The following is a 16911-nucleotide window of genomic DNA, read 5'->3' as shown; positions in this document are numbered from 1 at the left end:
GGTCCGGTCAGGACCGGGCAACGTGGACGGTCGTGCCCGGAGCCGGGATTCGGTTTGCTGCAATCGGTGAATCGGGCGTGTCTATTTCGAGCGCGAGGACGTGCGGTGCCCCTTGGCGGCGCGGCGTGCCCGCCACCACCTGAGGTACTGGTCCTTCTTGCGGTGGCCGAAGCGCTCGGCACGCCTGCTCCAGACCCGCACCGGTCGCACCAGGCTGTTCGCCCACCGGAACTCGGTGCTGAGGATGACCAGGCCCAGCAGGACCGAGGCGATCCCCGGTCCGGGGAAGACCATCATGACCAGTCCCGCGAGGATGACGACGGCGCCGACCGTGCCGACGAGCACCCGCCAGGGGAGATGGAGTGCCGGGTGGGTGTGCATGCGCCTGCGGAAGAGGCGCAGCCGTGCGCGCAGGCGCCGCCATCGGCGGACGCGGGCATGGCGGGTGGGGGATGTCTCCGGGGCCGGTGGGCCGCCGCTCGTTGGGCTCGGTGACATGCGCTCACAGTATTCGGTCGGAGTGAGTGGGAGCATTCGGTCGGCCAAGGAATGGGGTCGGATGTCTGCTGATTGTCACTGATCCCGCATCCGTGATCAATGGCCTCCCGGCGCGCTGTGGGTGAGTTCCAGCGAACGTGATGATTCGTGACAGATCGTCCATCCGTGTTCTCCGATCTCCGTCCTGTCCGGTGATGGGCGCATCTCGTGGGGTGGCCGAATCATTCGGGCCGAATCGTCCGCCTTGTCCCCCGAGGTGCCCGCCCCCCCGCCTGTGGACGGCCGAAGCGGACCCGGTTCGGAGCCGATAGCATCGAAGGCGAAACGCCAGGCCGCCCGCGGTGGTGGCACGTGATCGCGTGCGCAAGCCCTGGCGTCCCACCCGACCCACGTCATCACTAGGAGTCACCGTGTCCGCCGCGCCTGAGCTGCACATCACCCTCGCCGGAACCCCGCGTGCGGTGGCGGCCACGACCACGGCGGGACAGGCGCTGGACGCCGACGGCAGGACCGTCATCGCGGCACTGGTCAACGGCGAGCCGCGCGATCTCGCGCGCGAGCTGGCCGACGGCGACGTCGTGGAGCCGGTCACCATCGAGTCCGAGGAGGGCCGGGCGATCCTGCGCCACTCCACCGCGCACGTCCTCGCCCAGGCCGTCCAGGAGCTCTTCCCCGAGGCCAAGCTCGGCATCGGCCCGCCCGTGGAGAACGGCTTCTACTACGACTTCGACGTCGCCGAGCCGTTCACCCCCGCCGATCTCAAGAGCATCGAGAAGAAGATGCAGCAGATCGTCAAGCAGGGGCAGCGCTTCGACCGCCGCGTCGTCACCGACGACGAGGCCCGCGCCGAGCTCGCCACCGAGCCCTACAAGCTGGAGCTCATCGGTATCAAGGGCAGCGACGCGGCCGAGGCGGCCGAGGGCGCCGGCGTGGAGGTGGGCGCGGGCGAGCTCACCATCTACGACAACGTCCACCCGCGCACGGGCGAGCAGTGCTGGAAGGACCTGTGCCGGGGTCCGCACGTGCCCACCACCAAGGCCATCCCGGCCTTCAAGCTCATGCGTACCGCCGCCGCCTACTGGCGGGGCAAGGAGACCAACCCCCAGCTCCAGCGCGTCTACGGCACGGCCTGGGAGGACAAGGACGCCCTCAAGGCCTACCTCGCCTTCCTGGAGGAGGCGGAGAAGCGCGACCACCGCAAGCTCGGCTCCGAACTGGACCTGTTCTCCATCCCCGACGAGATCGGCTCCGGCCTGGCGGTGTTCCACCCCAAGGGCGGCACCATCCGCCGCGTGATGGAGGACTACTCGCGCCAGCGGCACGAGGAGAGCGGCTACGAGTTCGTCTACTCCCCGCACGCCACCAAGAGCACGCTGTTCGAGAAGTCGGGGCACCTCGACTGGTACGCGGACGGCATGTACCCCCCCATGCAGCTCGACGGCGGTCAGGACTACTACCTGAAGCCGATGAACTGCCCGATGCACAACCTCATCTTCGACGCCCGCGGACGCTCCTACCGCGAGCTGCCGATGCGCCTGTTCGAGTTCGGAACCGTGTACCGGTACGAGAAGTCCGGCGTGGTGCACGGGCTCACCCGCGCCCGCGGCTTCACCCAGGACGACGCGCACATCTACTGCACCAAGGAGCAGATGGCGGACGAGCTCGACTCGCTGCTGACCTTCGTGCTCGACCTGCTGCGCGACTACGGCCTGGACGACTTCTACCTGGAGCTGTCCACCAAGGACCCGGAGAAGTACATCGGTGACGACACGGTCTGGGCCGAGGCCACCGACACCCTGCGCCGGGCCGCGGAGAAGCAGGGCCTGGAGCTGGTCATGGACCCGGGCGGCGCCGCCTTCTACGGCCCCAAGATCTCGGTCCAGGCCAAGGACGCCATCGGCCGCACCTGGCAGATGTCCACCATCCAGCTGGACTTCAACCTGCCCGAGCGCTTCGACCTGGAGTACACCGCCGCGGACGGCACCCGCCAGCGTCCGGTGATGATCCACCGGGCCCTGTTCGGCTCCATCGAGCGGTTCTTCGCGGTCCTGCTGGAGCACTACGCGGGCGCCTTCCCGGCCTGGCTCTCCCCGGTGCAGGCGGTGGGCATCCCCATCGCCGACGAGCACGTGCCCTACCTCCAGGAGGTGGCCGCGAGGCTGCGCGCGGAGGGTGTGCGGGTCGAGGTCGACGCGAGCGACGACCGCATGCAGAAGAAGATCCGCAACGCCCAGAAGCAGAAGGTCCCGTTCATGCTGCTGGCCGGCGAAGAGGACATCAGCAAGAACGCCGTGTCCTTCCGCTACCGCGACGGCTCCCAGAACAACGGTGTGCCGATCGACGAGGCGGTGGCCGAGATCGTGGCCGCCGTCCGCGAGCGCCGCTAGGGCGTCCGCGGAACACGCCCTAGGACGACACAGGAGCGCCCGCCCGGTTTCCCCGGGCGGGCGCTCCTTCGTGTGCGGGACCGGTCGGCCGGGGGCGACCCCTGTCCGCGCGTCGGGGCCGGGGTCCGCCGACCGTCGGGGGCGGGGCGGATCGGGGGAGGGGCGCCCAGTGGACGGTGTGCGCCCGGAGGAGCCGGGGCCGGACCGGAGGCAGGATCAGGAGCGTTCCTGCGGCGCCTGCGGCTCCTGGTCGTCCCGGAAGAGGTCCTCACGGGAGATGCGCGCCGTCGCGTTGGGGTCCGGGGCGGCCGCGGTCTCCTCCTCGTCGTCGCGGAAGAGGTCCGCACGCGAGATGCGGTGGGTCGCGTTGGGGTCGCTCATGGGTTCTCCTTGTGCGTTGGGGCAAGCCGGAGTTTATCCCGATCACATGACGAACACCGCACGTCGGCGGCCGTTCACGGGGAGTTCCAGGCCACCCTCCGGGGTGACTCCGTCCTCCCTCGGACGGTGTCAGGCACCGGGGGCGCGCCGCTGCCACGCCTGTGCCGGGATCCGGTTGACGAGTTCGATGAGGTAGTCGGCGGCGGTCAGGGCCCGGTCCGGATCCAGGCCCATCGGGGCCCAGGTCAGGACGTAGTCGCCGGTGAAGCGCACCGGCAGCGACCGCGACCGGGCGTCGGCCAGCAGCCAGGCCGCGGTGTCGTGGTCCAGGACGGAGCGGGTGAACTCGGCGTCGCTGCCCACAGCGTGGAAGGCGGTGCCGAAGGCCGGATCCACGTCGCCTGAGCCGTCGCCCGCCCCGTGGTCGGGCGCGGTGCGGGCCAGGTCCCGGCGGCGGATCTCCAGGTCGGCGGCGGGACCGGGGGTGCGCACGGCCACCACGCGGTAGGTGTGCCGGGCGCGGCCGGTGCCGCGCCGGTCCGGGGCGGAAGCGGTGTGGGTGTGCTCGAACGCGGTGACCAGGTACTGGCCGCGCCGACCGGTGAGGACGTGCTGGGCGCGAGCGTGCTCGCCGCGCAGGGGCCGGGGGAGGACGGCGTCCTCCAACGGGCGCGGGTGGTGTTCTGTGTAGTGCCAGCCGTGCTCGCGGGCCCAGGCGCGCATCTCGGAGGAGCGTTCGGTGCGAAAGTGCGCGGCGACGGTGATCGCCCCCGCGGAGCCCACGACGGCGACCAGCGCGATGACGGCGAGTACGCCTTCCATCTGGTGACTCCTCCGGCCGGGTAGATGGTCGACCATGGACTCGCGGCGGGGCCCGCTCTGGGCGGGACGGGTCGTCGGATCCGGTGCTCGTGGGACCCGCACTGGCCGTTCAGATCCATTCTGTGTCGGTTGCGAGTACTTGTCACCCCTTCGGGTCGTCCCCCGATGACTCTCGGGCACCACCGGTGGCCGTGGGTCCCTCCCGTTCTTCGCGTCCCGGGAGGCACACGGCGGACACCGCGCCGCGCGCGCGTTTCCGACCAGCTCGAATCCGCTGCTGGGGCGGGCTTCGCGGTGCGCGGCCGCGCGGAGCGGACCGGCCCGGGCACGGTGTGCGGGGTCCCGGCCCTCGGCCGGATTCGGTCCTGACCGGAACCGGCCACCGGCCACCGGCCACCGGCCACCGGCCGCCGGCGGCCGGGCGGCCTCCGCGGCCCGGGGGCGTGGCCGGCTGTCGGGGACCGGGGCGCGTGTGCCGCCCGGTCGGCGGCCCCGGAAGGGACGCGGAGAGCGTCGAAGCGGCACCGGGGCACCCCCGGCTTTCCCCGGACGCCCGGCGGCGCGGGCCGGGCGCGGTCCCTTCCCCCCGGGGGCGAGCGGACCCTCAGGGGGCGGTGCCGTCGCGGTTCACACAGTGGTAGGAGCCGTCGTCACCGCGCCCCACGCTGTCGTAGGACCAGCAGTGCAGCGCGGGCGCGAGCGTCCACACCCGCAGTGCCATGAGCACGACCAGGCAGGCGGTGGCGGCCCGACCGCCGTAGGACCGCCAGCCGGTGAACAGCAGCCCGCCGACGGCCGCCGGGGCCGCGAGCACCAGCAGGGAGACGACCATCCACGCCCTGTTCTCCCGCAGCCCGGGAAACGTCTCCATCTCGATGGTCGCCCCGAAGCTGATCAGCACCAGGAGTAGGGCGAAGCCCAAGAGCGCGATGGCGGCGCAGCCGCGGAGGGCCCGGATCATCGGTGGGTCGGGCGCGGACGGTCGGTCTTTCATCGGTGCTCATCCTCGCAGCTCCCGACCGCCCCGCTCACCACGCGCACGGGCTCCGGGCGGTCGCCGTCGATCGCCCGGAGCCCCGCCCCTCCGGGTCTACGCGGGAAGGCCCAACTCGCGGGCGATGAGCATCTTCTGCACCTCGCTGGTGCCCTCGCCGATCTCCAGGATCTTGGCGTCGCGGTAGAACCGGCCCACCGGGAACTCGTTCATGAACCCGTAGCCGCCGAACACCTGCGTCGCGTCACGGGCGTTGTCCATCGCCGCGTTGGACGCGATGAGCTTGGCGATCGCCGCCTCCTTCTTGAACGGCTCGCCCGCCAGCATCCGCGAGGCCGCGTCGTAGTAGGCCAGGCGTGCGGTGTGCGCCCGGGCCTCCATCTCGGCGATCTTGAACTGGATCGCCTGGTACTCGCCGATGGTGTGCCCGAACGCGCTGCGCTCGTGGGCGTAGCGCACGCTCTCGTCCACGCACCCCTGCGCCAGGCCCACCGAGAGCGCGGCGATGGCGATCCGGCCCTCGTCCAGGATCCGCAGGAACTGGGCGTACCCGCGCCCCTGCTCGCCCACGAGGTTGGCCTCGGGCACCCGGCAGTCCTCGAACACCAGCTCGTTGGTGTCCGAGGCGTTCCACCCCACCTTGGAGTAGTGCTGGCCGAGCGAGAACCCCGGTGTGCCCGCGGGAACCAGGATCGCCGAGATCTCCGGGCGCCCGTCCTCGCGCCGTCCCGTCACGGCCGTGACGGTCACCAGGGAGGTGATGTCGGTGCCGGAGTTGGTGATGAACGACTTCGTCCCGTTGATCACCCACTCCCCGTCCTCCAGGCGCGCCGTGGTCCGGGTGCCGCCCGCGTCCGAGCCGGCGCCGGGCTCGGTCAGCCCGAACGCCCCCAGCGCCTCGCCGGAGCACAGCCGGGGCAGGTAGGTCTTCTTCTGGTCCTCGGACCCGAACCGGTACAGCGGCATCGCGCCCAGCGACACCCCGGCCTCCAGGGTGATCGCCACCGAGGAGTCCACCCGGGCCAGTTCCTCCAGGGCCAGGCACAGCGCGAAGTAGTCGCCGCCCATCCCCCCGTGCTCCTCGGGGAAGGGCAGCCCGAACAGCCCCATCCGCCCCATCTTCGCGACGATGTCGTAGGGGAAGGCGCCCCGCTCGTAGAAGTCGCCGATGACCGGGGCGACCTCGGTCCGGGCGAACTCCTCCACGGCGGCCCTCAGGTCGGCGTGCTCGGTCGACAGTTCGTGACGGTTCATGGCTGGTTCTCCTCGCTGGTGGCGGGGTGGGAGTCGGACGCGGCCGGCGGGTGAGCCGCGGCGTCCGGGGCGGGCTCGACGGTGACCAGGACGGCGTCCATCGGTACGGACGCCCCCGGCCGGACCGCCACGGTGGCGACGGTTCCGTCGATCGGGGAGGGCACGGAGTGCTCCATCTTCATCGCTTCGACGACGGCCAGCGGCGTGCCCGCCGCGACCGTCTGCCCCACCTCGACCGGGACGGCGAGCACCGTGCCCGGCATGGGGCTGCGCACGGTGCCGTCGCCCGCGGCGGCGTCGTCGCGCAGGGCGGCGGCCACGGGCTCCTCGTGCAGGGTCCACGCGGTGCCGTCCGCGCCGAGCCACCGGTGGTCGGTGGCCGGGTCGAAGGCCCTCGTGTAGGTGCGGCTGCGCCCGTCGTAGCCGACCGTCAGCCGTGTGCCGTCCGCGGTCCGGCGTGCGCGGGCCGGGACGGGATCGACCGGCGCCGCCGAGCCCGCCGGATCCCCCGGCGCGGGCGCCGCGTCCTCCTCCACCCGGACCAGGAAGCTTCCGGGGCCGGTGCGGCGGACCCGCACCACGGCGGAGTCGTGCCGGGGCGCGCGCAGCCGCCACCGGGTCCAGGCCGGTCCGCCCATGCGCCAGCCGTCGGGGACGGCGAACCGGTCCGCCGCCGTGCCGTCGGCCTCCTCCAGGTCGAGCTGGTGGTCCAGGGCCGCCGCCGCGTACACCTCCGGGGGCACGCGGTCGGGCGCGGGCTCCGGGGGCTCGGACTCGATGAGGTCGGTGCTCAGGTCGCCGGCCACCACGCGCGGATGGCGCAGCAGGCGGCGCAGGAACGCGGTGTTGGTGACGCAGCCCAGCAGCAGGTACGCCGCCAGGGCCTCGTCCATCCGGCGCAGTGCCTCGGCGCGGTCCGCGCCCCACGTGATGACCTTGGCGAGCATGGGGTCGAACGACGACGTGACCGCGCCGCCCTCGGTGATCCCCGAGTCCACCCGCACCAGCGGGCCCGAGGGCTCCGACAGTGACAGGATCGGCCCGCCCGTGGGCAGGAAGCCCCGGTCGGCGTCCTCGGCGTAGATCCGGCACTCGACGGCGTGCCCCCGCAGCGACACGTCGGCCTGGCCGAACGGCAGCGGCTCGCCCCGGGCCACCCGGATCTGCAGCTCGACCAGGTCGACGCCGCGCACGCCGTCGATCGACACGACCTCCTCGGTCACCGGGTGCTCCACCTGCAGGCGGGTGTTCATCTCCAGGAAGGAGAACGACAGGGACCCGTCCGGGTCGGCCTCGGCGATGAACTCCACGGTGCCAGCGCCCACGTAGCCGCAGGCCCGGGCGGCGGCGACCGCGGACTCGCCCATGAGGGCCCGCTGGTCGGCGGTCAGCAGCGGCGAGGGCGCCTCCTCCACCACCTTCTGGTGCCGCCGCTGCAGGCTGCACTCGCGCTCGCCCAGGTGGACGACGTTGCCGTGGGCGTCGGCCAGGACCTGTACCTCGATGTGGCGCGGGCGCTGGACCAGGCGCTCCACCAGGAGTGTGGCGTCGCCGAAGGAGGCCGCGGCCTCCCGTCTGGCGGCCGCGACGCTGGTGACCAGGTCGTCGGGGGAGTGCACCGCGCGCATCCCCTTGCCGCCGCCGCCCGCCGACGGCTTGATGAGCAGCGGGTATCCGGTGTCGCGGGCCGCGGCGAGCAGTTCCTCGTCGCTCATCGGCTGCCCGGGCTTCTCGGTGAACCCGCCCAGGATCGGCACTCCGGCGCCGGCGACGGTGTCCTTGGCGCTGATCTTGTCGCCCATGGCGTCGATGGCGGTGGCGGGCGGACCGACGAAGACCAGGCCCGCCTCGGCGCAGGCGCGGGCGAAGGCGGCGTTCTCCGACAGGAAGCCGTAGCCGGGGTGGATCATCGTGGCGCCGCTCTCGAGGGCCGCGGCGACGATCGCGGCGGCGTCGAGGTAGCCGTCCACGCGCATCGCCCGGTCGGCGGCCAGGGTGTGCGGGGCGTCGGTGTCGGGCTCGGTGAACACGGCCACCGATCCCAGGCCCATCCGGCGGAGCGTGCGCATGACGCGCAGGGCGATCTCGCCCCGGTTGGCGACCAGCACGGTGGCCGGGGGGTCGACGGGTACCGGAGGTACGGAGGGTGCGGACGTCGTTGTCAAGGGTTCCTCACATCCGGAAGACGCCGTAGCCCACCGGCTCCAGCGGAGCGTGGCGGGCGGCGGACAGGGCCATGGCGAGCACGTCGCGGGTGTCGGCGGGGTCGATGACCCCGTCGTCCCACAGGCGCGCGGTGGAGTAGTACGGGCTGCCCTGCTCCTCGTACTGGTCGCGGATGGGCGCCTTGAATGCCTCCTCGTCCTCGTCGGACCACTCCTGGCCGCGCGCGGAGAGCTGGTCGCGGCGCACGGTGGACAGCACCGAGGCCGCCTGCTCCCCGCCCATCACGGAGATGCGGGCGTTGGGCCACATCCACAGGAAGCGGGGCGAGTAGGCGCGGCCGCACATGCTGTAGTTGCCCGCGCCGAAGGAGCCGCCGATGACCACGGTGAACTTGGGGACGCGGGCACAGGCCACGGCCGTGACCATCTTGGCCCCGTGCTTGGCGATGCCGCCGGCCTCGTAGTCGCGGCCCACCATGAACCCGGAGATGTTCTGCAGGAATACCAGCGGGATGGAGCGCCGGTCGCACAGCTCGATGAAGTGCGCGCCCTTGAGCGCGGACTCCGCGAACAGGATGCCGTTGTTGGCGATGATGCCCACGGGATGCCCGTGGATGTGCGCGAACCCGGTGACCAGCGTGGTGCCGTACTCGGCCTTGAACTCGGTGAACTCGCTGCCGTCCACGACCCGGCCGATGACCTCGCGCACGTCGTAGGGCGTGCGGGTGTCGGCGGGCACCACGCCGTACAGATCCTGTGGGTCGTGCGCCGGCGGGCGGGGCTCGCGCACCTCCCAGGCCGGGTCGCCGACCGGGCCGAGGGTGTCGGCCACGCGCCGCACGATCGTCAGCGCGTGGGCGTCGTCGTCGGCCAGGTGGTCGGTCACGCCGGACACGCGCGAGTGCAGGTCGCCGCCGCCCAGCTCCTCGGCGGTGACGACCTCGCCGGTGGCCGCCTTCACCAGCGGCGGTCCGCCCAGGAAGATGGTGCCCTGGTCGCGGACGATGACGGCCTCGTCGCTCATCGCCGGGACGTAGGCGCCCCCGGCCGTGCACGAGCCCAGCACCGCGGCGATCTGGGGGATGCCCATCCGGGACATGGTGGCCTGGTTGTAGAAGATGCGCCCGAAGTGCTCGCGGTCGGGGAACACGTCGTCCTGCATGGGCAGGAAGGCGCCGCCGGAGTCGGCCAGGTAGACGCACGGCAGCCGGTTGTGCAGTGCCACCTCCTGCGCCCGCAGGTGCTTCTTGACCGTCATCGGGTAGTAGCTGCCGCCCTTGACCGTGGCGTCGTTGGCGATCACGACCGTGGGGCGGCCGGCGACCCGGCCCACACCCGCGATCATGCCCGCGCCCGGTGCGTCCCCGCCGTCCGCGCCGTAGAGCCCGTAGGCGGCCAGGGGCGCGATCTCCAGGAAGGGGGAACCGGGGTCGAGGAGGAGGTCGACGCGGTCGCGCGGCAGGAGTTTGCCGCGTTCGACGTGTCGTGCCCGGGTTTTCTCCGGGCCGCCCAGGGCGGCGGTCGCGATCCGCTCGCGCAGCTCCAGGGCGAGGGCGCGGTTCGCCGCGTCGTTGGCGGCGAACGCGGGCCCGGCGGTGTCCACCGCCGAGCCGAGCACGGGTGCCCTGCTCATGGTGTCCTCTCGTGGAGGGATGTTAATGCTCACTAACATCAGTGATGTTAGTAACGACTAACATGTGTGTCCAGACCGGCGCGCGATCCGAGCGTGACAACCGCGGAGGAGGCGGGCGTAGATGGGGGCCAGACCGACGGGGGAGCGCCGGACGGCGATCCTGGGGGCGGCCGCGGAGCTGTTCGCCGAACGCGGGTTCCGCGGGGTGACCATCGACGACCTCGGCCGCGCCGTGGGAACGAGCGGTCCCGCCCTCTACCGGCACTTCCCCGGCAAGGAGGCGCTGCTGGGCGAGGTCCTGGTGGACATCAGCGACCGGCTGGCCCGCCAGGGCGCGGAGCTGGTGGCCACGGCGCGGGGGTCGCGGGAGGCCCTGGACCTGCTGCTGCGCGGTCACATCGCCTTCGCCCTGGACGAGCCCGCGCTCATCACGGTCCACGACCGCGAGCTCGGCCACCTCACCGAGGCCGACCAGCACCGCGTCCGGCGCCTCCAGCGCGGCTACGTCGAACAGTGGGTCGGCGTGCTGGCCGATCTGCGGCCCCACGACTCCGACGAGGTCCTGCGCGCCGCCGTGCACGCCGCGTTCGGGCTGCTCAACTCCACCCCGCACAGCCGCGGCGGCCTCGGTCGCCAGGACATGGCGGCCCTGCTGCTGACCATGGGCACCGCCGCGCTCACCGCGCCGGTCGCCGCAGCGGCGAACGGTGCGGCTCTTTGACCGTAGCTTGACTCCGTGGCGGGTACGTCGGCGGCCGAGAGCTCCCCCGGGAGCCACGGGGGAGAGCAGGCGATCGAGGGAGACTGTTCCATGTCCGACGGACCGAACACGCGTCCCGGCGCGTTCACCACGACCAACTCGGGACGCCCGGCGCCCAGCGACGAGAACTCGCTGAGCGTGGGCAGGGACGGGCCCGTGGTCCTGCACGACGCGTACCTGATCGAGAAGATGGCGCAGTTCAACCGTGAACGTGTGCCCGAACGGGTCGTGCACGCCAAGGGCGGCGGGGCCTACGGGACCTTCCGCGTGACCGGCGACGTACGGGAGTTCACCCGCGCCGACGTGTTCCAGCCCGGACGGGAGACGCCCCTGCTGGCGCGGTTCTCCAGCGTCGCGGGGGAGATGGGCAGCCCGGACACCTGGCGCGACCCCCGCGGGTTCGCGCTGAAGTTCTACACGCGCCACGGCAACTACGACATGGTCGGCAACAACACCCCGGTGTTCTTCATGCGCGACCCGCAGAAGTTCCAGGACTTCATCCGCTCCCAGAAGCGCGACCCCCGGACGGGCCTGCGCGACCACACCATGCAGTGGGACTACTGGTCGCTCTCGCCGGAGTCGGCGCACCAGGTCACCTGGCTCATGGGGGACCGCGGTATCCCCAGGAACTGGCGCCGCATGGACGGGTTCAGTTCGCACACGTACATGTGGGTCAACGCCGAGGGCCGCCGCGTGTGGGTGAAGTACCACTTCCTCACCGACCAGGGCAACGACTTCCTGCCGCAGGCGGAGGCCGACCTCCTGGCGGGGCAGGACGCCGACTACTACCGGCGCGACCTCTACACCGCGATCGCCGGGGGCGACCACCCGTCGTGGACGCTCAAGGTGCAGATCATGCCGGAGGAGGACGCCGCGGACTACCGGTTCAACCCGTTCGACCTGACCAAGGTGTGGCCCCACGCGGACTACCCGCTGATCGAGGTCGGGCGGATGACGCTGAACGAGAACCCGGAGAACCACCACATCCACATCGAGCAGGCGGCCTTCGAGCCGTCCAACCTCGTGCCGGGCATCGGCCCGTCGCCGGACAAGATGCTGCTGGCGCGCATGTTCTCCTACCCCGACACCCACCGGTACCGGATCGGCGTCAACTACGACGAACTGCCGCCCAACCGGCCGCGCGTGCCGGTGCGCTCCTACGCCAAGGACGGGCAGATGCGGTCCTTCGCCCCGGACACCGGCGCCGTCTACCACCCGAACTCCTTCGGAGGTCCGGACGCGGTCGAACAGAGCGGCGCGGACGAGGCATCGTGGCCGGTCGAGGCGGGCGAGCTGGTGCGTGAGGCCTACAGCAAGCACCGGGAGGACGACGACTTCGTCCAGCCCCGGGCACTCATCCGCGACGTCATGGACGACGCGGCGCGCGAGCGGCTGGTGTCCAACATCGCCGGGCACATGTCGACGGTCGCCGACGACGGAGTCCTGTCCCGCGCCCTGAAGTACTGGCGCGACGTCGACTCCGACATCGGTGAGCGGGTGGCCGCCAAGCTCAACGGCGGCTGACCCCGGGCCGGCGCACGAGACGGGGCGGACGGTCCCCGCGGCCGCCCGCCCCGTCCCCGGTGCCTCCTACGGCAGGGCGCCCGTGACGTCCCCGACGCCGCCGACCGGTGCCTCCGGCGTCTCGACCGGTGCCTCGGGAAGTTCGGCGTCCGGGAGCTCAGCGGGCGCCTCCGGCAGCTCGACCGCCTCCAGCGCGGCCAGCGGGTCCTCCATGGCGGCCAGTTCGGTGATGACCGCCAGGGCGTCCTCGTCGCTGAGGAGCTCGACCACGGCCGGGTCGCTCAGGAGGGCGACGACCTCCTCGTCCTCCAGCAGTGCCTGGGCCTCCTCCGACAGCTCGCCGGTGGTCGCCTCGGCGGTCTCGGCACCGCCCTCGACGGCGTCGACGGCCGCCTCCTCGGGCGGGGGCTCGGCGAGAGCGGTGCCGGATCCGGCGAGGGACAGCCCGCCGGCCACGGCGGTGGCGACGGCGATCTTGGTGAACGCACGCATACGCGTTGTCAGTCCTTCCGGTGAGAGGGCCATGCATCTGGTCATCGCATGGCCACACACAGTGAACAAGTCTGCGTGTCGTGCGGTCATGCGGGGGTTACATGGCGGAGAAGCGGCGGTATTCCTTTTCGCGCCAGGTCAAAAGACGGACAAAGAGCACGGAACGCCCCGCGCGGGAACGCGGGCCAACGCTCCCCCCACCCGTACATTCGGCCGCGGTGCAGTGGGTACGCCCCACGTCCCGGCCTCGTCCGGGTGCGATGCACGTACCGCACCACGACACGAAGAAGGAGCGATGTACTCATGTCTCGGCCTCGGATCGTGGTGGTAGGCGCGGGCTTCGGCGGCGTCCACACCCTTCGTCACCTCGAACGCCGCATCCCGACAGGGGCGGCCGACATCGCCCTCGTCGCACCACACGACTACATGCTCTACAGCCCCTTGCTGCCCCAGGTGGCCTCGGGCCTGCTGACGCCCCAGTCGGTCGCGATGTCCGTGCACCGGCTCACCCGGGACACCCGGCTGATCCCCGGACACGCGGTCGGCGTCGACACCGCCGACCGCACGCTCGTCGTGCGCCGCTCCACCGGGGAGTTGGCTCCGGTGCGCTACGACCGGCTGGTCCTGGCCCCCGGCGGCCTGACACGCGGCTTCGACATCCCCGGCCTGACCGAGCACGCCTACGGCGCCAAGACCCTGGCCGAGGCCGTGCTGTTGCGCGACCACGTCCTGGCCCAGCTCGAACTGGCCAACGACAGCCGCGACCCGGTCGAACGCGAGGAGCGCTGCCGCTTCATCGTCGTCGGCGGCGGCTACACCGGCGTGGAGACCGCGGCCTCGCTCATGCGCCTGACCGAGGAGGCCGCCCGGCGCTACCCCGAGCTGCGGTCGGTGATCCGCTGGCACCTGGTCGACATCGCGCCCAAGGTGCTGCCGGAACTCGGCGACCGTCTCGGCCGCAGGGCGCTGGACATGCTGCGCTCGATGGGGATCGAGGTCAAGCTCAAGGTCAGCGTCCGCGAGGTGACCGCGGACAAGGTCGTTCTCACCGACGGGCGGGCCCTGCCCTGCCGCACGCTCATCTGGACCGCCGGCATGGCGCCCAGCCCGCTCATGGAGACGTTGGGCAAGCCCACCCAGCGCGGCCGCCTGGAGGTGGACTCCGACCTGCGCGTCCCGGGGCTGCCCGAGGTGTTCGCGGTCGGGGACGCGGCGGCGGTGCCCAACCTCTCCCACCCGGAGACCCCGTACTGCCCGCCGACCGCCCAGTACGCGAGCCGGCAGGCGGCGACCGCGGCCGAGAACGTGTGCGCCTCGATCCTGGGCCGTCCGCTGCGGGAGTTCCGGCACCGCGACATGGGCCTGGTCGTGGACCTGAGCGGCAAGGACGCCCTGGCCCGCGTGCTCAACGTCGAGCTCACCGGGCTGTCGGCGCTGGCCGTCACCCGCGGATACCACGTGGCGGCGGTGCCCTCGGCGCCCGCCCGGGCCCGCATCATGGCCAACTGGGCGATCAGGGCGGCCACCGGCGGGGAGGTCTCCCGTCTCGGCTTCGCCGACGACGGGCGCCCGGCGTCGTTCGTGGCCAACGAGGAGGTGGAGTACCTGGACACCGAGAGCGCCGGCCGGGAGGGCTCCCGGCTGCTGGAGAACCTGCGCGAGCGCTACGGCGAGGACTGAGCCGGACTCGGTGGTCCGGTCCGCGCCCGCGCGGCGCGGACCCGCCGCCAGCGGTAGGCCAGGACCACGGCGGTGGCGGCCGCGGTGAGCCCCACCGCCAGCGCGGTCGGCCAGGGTTCCAGAAGGGCGATGGCCTCCTCGGCGTAGCCGCGGCCGGCCGAGGCCGGGTCGGCCAGGACCGCGGTCACGAACACGGCCGCCAGCAGGGTCGTCGTGGCCGCGACCATCCGGCCGAGCCGGCCGGTCAGGCCCATACGGCGGCGCAGGACGCCCCCCGCCTCGATGATGCGGGTGACGCGCAGCAGCGGAAGGGTCCCGAACACGCGCACCAGCCGCAGGACCTGGGCCGGACCGAGAGCGAGGAGGACGGCGGGTACGGTCACGGCCGCCACGACGGTCGCCCACCAGTGCGTGCGCAGCCACTCCCGCTTGTTGTCGGCCAGCGCGATCAGCATGATCCACTCGGCCCACAGGACGATGCCGGCCGCCCAGTTGATCCGGTCGCCGGCCGTGGCCCAGATCCCCTCGCCCCAGACGCCGAGGAAGAGGGCCGGCACGGACACCACCGCCGCGACCAGGACGGGAACCGCCAACCGCCGCTCCAGGGCGGTGGAACGGCGGTTGGGCGCGGGGGGACGCGACTGTTCGGGGGACATGGCGCCCAGAATAGGCGGTGGCTCACCGCCCGGTCCGCCGCCTCGGGAGGCGGCCGGAACCGGTCACGCGCTCCTCAGGAGCGGACCAGTCGGGCGATGGCGTCGGAGGCCTCGCGGACCTTCTCGTCGGCCTCGTCCCCGCCGTTGGCGACCGCGTTCGCCACACAGTGCTTGAGGTGTTCGTCCAGCATGGACAGTGCGAAGGAGCGCAGCGCCTTGTTGACCGCCGACGTCTGCGTGAGGATGTCGATGCAGTACTGGTCGTCCTCGACCATGCGCTGCAGGCCGCGGATCTGTCCCTCGATGCGGCGCAGCCGGTTGATGTGGCTCTGCTTGTCGTCGCTGTAACCGTGGTTGCCCACCATGCCGTCGTCTCCGTGTCGTCCCTGAACAGATGCCACAACCATACCCCCTCAAGGTATCCAACCGCGGAGGTTCGGACGGCATTCCGCGCGCACGTGCCCACGTGCCGCTCCGCACCGTGAACACGGCTGTAGTAGGAGTTTCCCAGACAATCGGGGGACCGATACCCCGTGACGGGCCCCGTACGCGGATGCTCGTCAACTTCGGGTCCGCACTCGACAAGCCGGGGCACGGAGCCTTGCCCCGGGCACCGGGCGTGCCGACCATGGCGGTATGAGCCACAGCGCCGAGAACGAGATCCTGTCCACCGTGAGGGCCCTGATGGAGGAGGAGCACACGCTCCGCTCACGGCCCGGAGGGCTGGAACCCACCGAACGGTCCCGGATGAGGGAGGTGGAGGAGTCGCTCGACCAGTGTTGGGACCTGCTCCGGCAGCGGCGTGCCCGCAGAGAGCACGGACAGGACCCCGACGGGGCCGAGGTCCGCCCGGTGCCCGAGGTCGAGCAGTACTGGCAGTAGCGGAGGAGGCGAAACCACAGGGGCTTCGCGAGCGTCCACTCCGGATAGGACGGCGCCACGGCGGGGGCCGCGCCCGAACGCGGCCCCCGCCGTCGCACGCAGCTCACGAAGGAAGCCATGATCGCCACGCTCACCGGCCTGGGACTGTCCTCAGCGGCAGGGCTCAACGCCTACATCCCCCTCCTCGCGGTCGGGTTGATCGCACGCTTCACCGATCTGATCCCCCTGGGCGCGGCCTGGCAGTGGCTGGAACACCCGGTCACCCTCGTGGTCCTCACCGTGCTCCTGGTGGTCGAGTTCGCCGCCGACAAGATCCCCGCCCTCGACAGCCTCAACGACGTCGTCCAGACGGTGGTCCGGCCCTCCGCGGGCGGCATCACCTTCGGCGCCGGTGCCTCCGCGGTCGACCTCGCCGAGCTCACCGGCACCGCTTCCACCTCCGCGGCCGGGGCCGGCGACGGTGTGAGCTGGCTCCCGGTCGTCGCGGGCATGGTGATCGCGCTGGTCTTCCACGCCGTCAAGACCCTGGCGCGGCCGGTCCTGAACTCCCTGAGCTTCGGCGCGGCCGCCCCGGTGGTGTCGTTCGTGGAGGACGTGGTCAGTGTCGTGGCGTCCCTGGTGGCGATCCTGCTGCCGTTGCTCGTCCTGGTGGTGTTCCCACTGATGGTCGCGGCCGGGGTCTGGGCGGTACGCGGGCGCCGCCGGCGCCGTGCCGGGAAGGCGGCGGACGACGGCGCCCCCGCGCGGGGGCGGGGGCGCCTGGGCCGCGGCGACGGGTGACCG

The 16911-nt window shown here is 72.2% G+C and carries 16 protein-coding genes; 6 read left to right on the top strand and 10 right to left on the bottom strand.

Translation table 11 applies throughout. The annotated features are described in order from the left end of the window. Positions 1-81 precede the first annotated feature (81 nt). Positions 82-381: a PGPGW domain-containing protein gene (locus M1P99_RS03205; protein ID WP_304455555.1), complete on the bottom strand. Its 300-nt coding sequence runs from the start codon at positions 379-381 to the stop codon at positions 82-84. Positions 382-908: 527 nt separating this feature from the next. On the opposite strand from M1P99_RS03205, the gene thrS reads away from it, so the two are divergent. Next, the gene (gene thrS / locus M1P99_RS03200) at positions 909-2885 is read left to right on the top strand and encodes a threonine--tRNA ligase (RefSeq protein ID WP_304451191.1); all 1977 of its coding nucleotides are present in this window, start codon (positions 909-911) and stop codon (positions 2883-2885) included. A gap of 216 nt (positions 2886-3101) precedes the next feature. On the opposite strand, the gene M1P99_RS03195 is transcribed toward thrS, so the two are convergent. The 6 genes from M1P99_RS03195 to M1P99_RS03170 all read right to left on the bottom strand — a co-directional run bounded on the left by M1P99_RS03195 (position 3102) and on the right by M1P99_RS03170 (position 10119). Further along, positions 3102-3266: a hypothetical protein gene (locus M1P99_RS03195; protein WP_304451190.1), complete on the bottom strand. Its 165-nt coding sequence runs from the start codon at positions 3264-3266 to the stop codon at positions 3102-3104. A 129-nt stretch (positions 3267-3395) separates the two neighbouring features. Continuing rightward, entirely contained in the window at positions 3396-4088 is a 693-nt protein-coding gene (locus M1P99_RS03190) for a hypothetical protein (protein WP_304451189.1), read from the bottom strand. Between the two features lie 604 nt (positions 4089-4692). Next, a complete protein-coding gene (locus M1P99_RS03185) occupies positions 4693-5082 on the bottom strand; it encodes a hypothetical protein (RefSeq protein WP_304451188.1) in 390 nt (129 codons plus the stop codon). Positions 5083-5178: 96 nt separating this feature from the next. Next, positions 5179-6336, bottom strand: coding sequence for an acyl-CoA dehydrogenase family protein (locus M1P99_RS03180; RefSeq protein WP_304451187.1), 1158 nt, complete (start codon positions 6334-6336; stop codon positions 5179-5181). Then, the gene (locus tag M1P99_RS03175) at positions 6333-8405 is read right to left on the bottom strand and encodes a biotin carboxylase N-terminal domain-containing protein (RefSeq protein ID WP_304455554.1); all 2073 of its coding nucleotides are present in this window, start codon (positions 8403-8405) and stop codon (positions 6333-6335) included. The genes M1P99_RS03180 and M1P99_RS03175 overlap by 4 nt, the downstream gene beginning before the upstream one ends. A 103-nt stretch (positions 8406-8508) precedes the next feature. Continuing rightward, positions 8509-10119 carry a carboxyl transferase domain-containing protein gene (locus tag M1P99_RS03170; protein WP_304455553.1) on the bottom strand — a complete coding sequence of 537 codons (1611 nt, stop codon included), beginning with the start codon at positions 10117-10119 and terminating at the stop codon, positions 8509-8511. Between the two features lie 136 nt (positions 10120-10255). Here M1P99_RS03170 and M1P99_RS03165 point away from each other — a divergent pair, with 136 nt between their 5' ends. Together M1P99_RS03165 and M1P99_RS03160 are read left to right on the top strand one after the other, a co-directional pair. Next, the gene (locus M1P99_RS03165) at positions 10256-10855 is read left to right on the top strand and encodes a TetR/AcrR family transcriptional regulator (RefSeq protein WP_304451186.1); all 600 of its coding nucleotides are present in this window, start codon (positions 10256-10258) and stop codon (positions 10853-10855) included. A 90-nt stretch (positions 10856-10945) separates the two neighbouring features. After that, entirely contained in the window at positions 10946-12418 is a 1473-nt protein-coding gene (locus tag M1P99_RS03160) for a catalase (RefSeq protein WP_304451185.1), read from the top strand. A gap of 66 nt (positions 12419-12484) precedes the next feature. Here M1P99_RS03160 and M1P99_RS03155 read toward each other — a convergent pair whose 3' ends face one another. Beyond that, complete coding sequence (locus M1P99_RS03155; RefSeq protein ID WP_304451184.1) at positions 12485-12910, bottom strand: hypothetical protein; 426 nt, start codon at positions 12908-12910, stop codon at positions 12485-12487. A gap of 303 nt (positions 12911-13213) precedes the next feature. On the opposite strand from M1P99_RS03155, the gene M1P99_RS03150 reads away from it, so the two are divergent. Continuing rightward, positions 13214-14590 carry an NAD(P)/FAD-dependent oxidoreductase gene (locus M1P99_RS03150; RefSeq protein ID WP_304451183.1) on the top strand — a complete coding sequence of 459 codons (1377 nt, stop codon included), beginning with the start codon at positions 13214-13216 and terminating at the stop codon, positions 14588-14590. On the opposite strand, the gene M1P99_RS03145 is transcribed toward M1P99_RS03150, so the two are convergent. Further along, complete coding sequence (locus tag M1P99_RS03145; RefSeq protein ID WP_304451182.1) at positions 14575-15246, bottom strand: metal-sensitive transcriptional repressor family protein; 672 nt, start codon at positions 15244-15246, stop codon at positions 14575-14577. The two genes, M1P99_RS03150 and M1P99_RS03145, sit on opposite strands and share 16 nt — an antisense overlap. A gap of 74 nt (positions 15247-15320) precedes the next feature. Then, a complete protein-coding gene (locus M1P99_RS03140) occupies positions 15321-15611 on the bottom strand; it encodes a metal-sensitive transcriptional regulator (protein ID WP_121179995.1) in 291 nt (96 codons plus the stop codon). 271 nt (positions 15612-15882) lie between these two features. Between M1P99_RS03140 and M1P99_RS03135 the strand changes: the two genes are divergently transcribed. Together M1P99_RS03135 and M1P99_RS03130 are read left to right on the top strand one after the other, a co-directional pair. Further along, positions 15883-16128 (top strand): DUF2630 family protein, encoded by a 246-nt coding sequence (locus tag M1P99_RS03135; protein ID WP_304451181.1) that lies wholly within the window; start codon positions 15883-15885, stop codon positions 16126-16128. A 117-nt stretch (positions 16129-16245) separates the two neighbouring features. After that, the gene (locus M1P99_RS03130) at positions 16246-16908 is read left to right on the top strand and encodes a DUF4126 domain-containing protein (RefSeq protein WP_304451180.1); all 663 of its coding nucleotides are present in this window, start codon (positions 16246-16248) and stop codon (positions 16906-16908) included. The last annotated feature ends 3 nt before the right edge of the window (positions 16909-16911 follow it).

Source organism: Nocardiopsis sp. YSL2 (assembly GCF_030555055.1).
Taxonomy (GTDB): Bacteria; Actinomycetota; Actinomycetes; order Streptosporangiales; family Streptosporangiaceae; genus Nocardiopsis.
The sequence above is the reverse complement of the archived record's forward strand: the minus strand, read 5'-3'. Positions and strand labels throughout refer to the sequence as shown.

Bases quoted from the DNA above. Each gene is read 5' to 3' on its own strand.
- M1P99_RS03165 (WP_304451186.1), top strand. From the start codon at position 10,256: ATGGGGGCCAGACCGACGGGGGAGCGCCGGACGGCGATCCTGGGGGCG.
- M1P99_RS03145 (WP_304451182.1), bottom strand. From the start codon at position 15,246: ATGTCCCCCGAACAGTCGCGTCCCCCCGCGCCCAACCGCCGTTCCACC.
- M1P99_RS03135 (WP_304451181.1), top strand. From the start codon at position 15,883: ATGAGCCACAGCGCCGAGAACGAGATCCTGTCCACCGTGAGGGCCCTG.
- M1P99_RS03180 (WP_304451187.1), bottom strand. From the start codon at position 6,336: ATGAACCGTCACGAACTGTCGACCGAGCACGCCGACCTGAGGGCCGCC.
- M1P99_RS03140 (WP_121179995.1), bottom strand. From the start codon at position 15,611: ATGGTGGGCAACCACGGTTACAGCGACGACAAGCAGAGCCACATCAAC.
- M1P99_RS03205 (WP_304455555.1), bottom strand. From the start codon at position 381: ATGCACACCCACCCGGCACTCCATCTCCCCTGGCGGGTGCTCGTCGGC.
- M1P99_RS03185 (WP_304451188.1), bottom strand. From the start codon at position 5,082: ATGAAAGACCGACCGTCCGCGCCCGACCCACCGATGATCCGGGCCCTC.
- M1P99_RS03155 (WP_304451184.1), bottom strand. From the start codon at position 12,910: ATGCGTGCGTTCACCAAGATCGCCGTCGCCACCGCCGTGGCCGGCGGG.
- M1P99_RS03160 (WP_304451185.1), top strand. From the start codon at position 10,946: ATGTCCGACGGACCGAACACGCGTCCCGGCGCGTTCACCACGACCAAC.
- M1P99_RS03130 (WP_304451180.1), top strand. From the start codon at position 16,246: ATGATCGCCACGCTCACCGGCCTGGGACTGTCCTCAGCGGCAGGGCTC.
- M1P99_RS03175 (WP_304455554.1), bottom strand. From the start codon at position 8,405: ATGCGCACGCTCCGCCGGATGGGCCTGGGATCGGTGGCCGTGTTCACC.
- M1P99_RS03195 (WP_304451190.1), bottom strand. From the start codon at position 3,266: ATGAGCGACCCCAACGCGACCCACCGCATCTCGCGTGCGGACCTCTTC.
- M1P99_RS03190 (WP_304451189.1), bottom strand. From the start codon at position 4,088: ATGGAAGGCGTACTCGCCGTCATCGCGCTGGTCGCCGTCGTGGGCTCC.
- M1P99_RS03150 (WP_304451183.1), top strand. From the start codon at position 13,214: ATGTCTCGGCCTCGGATCGTGGTGGTAGGCGCGGGCTTCGGCGGCGTC.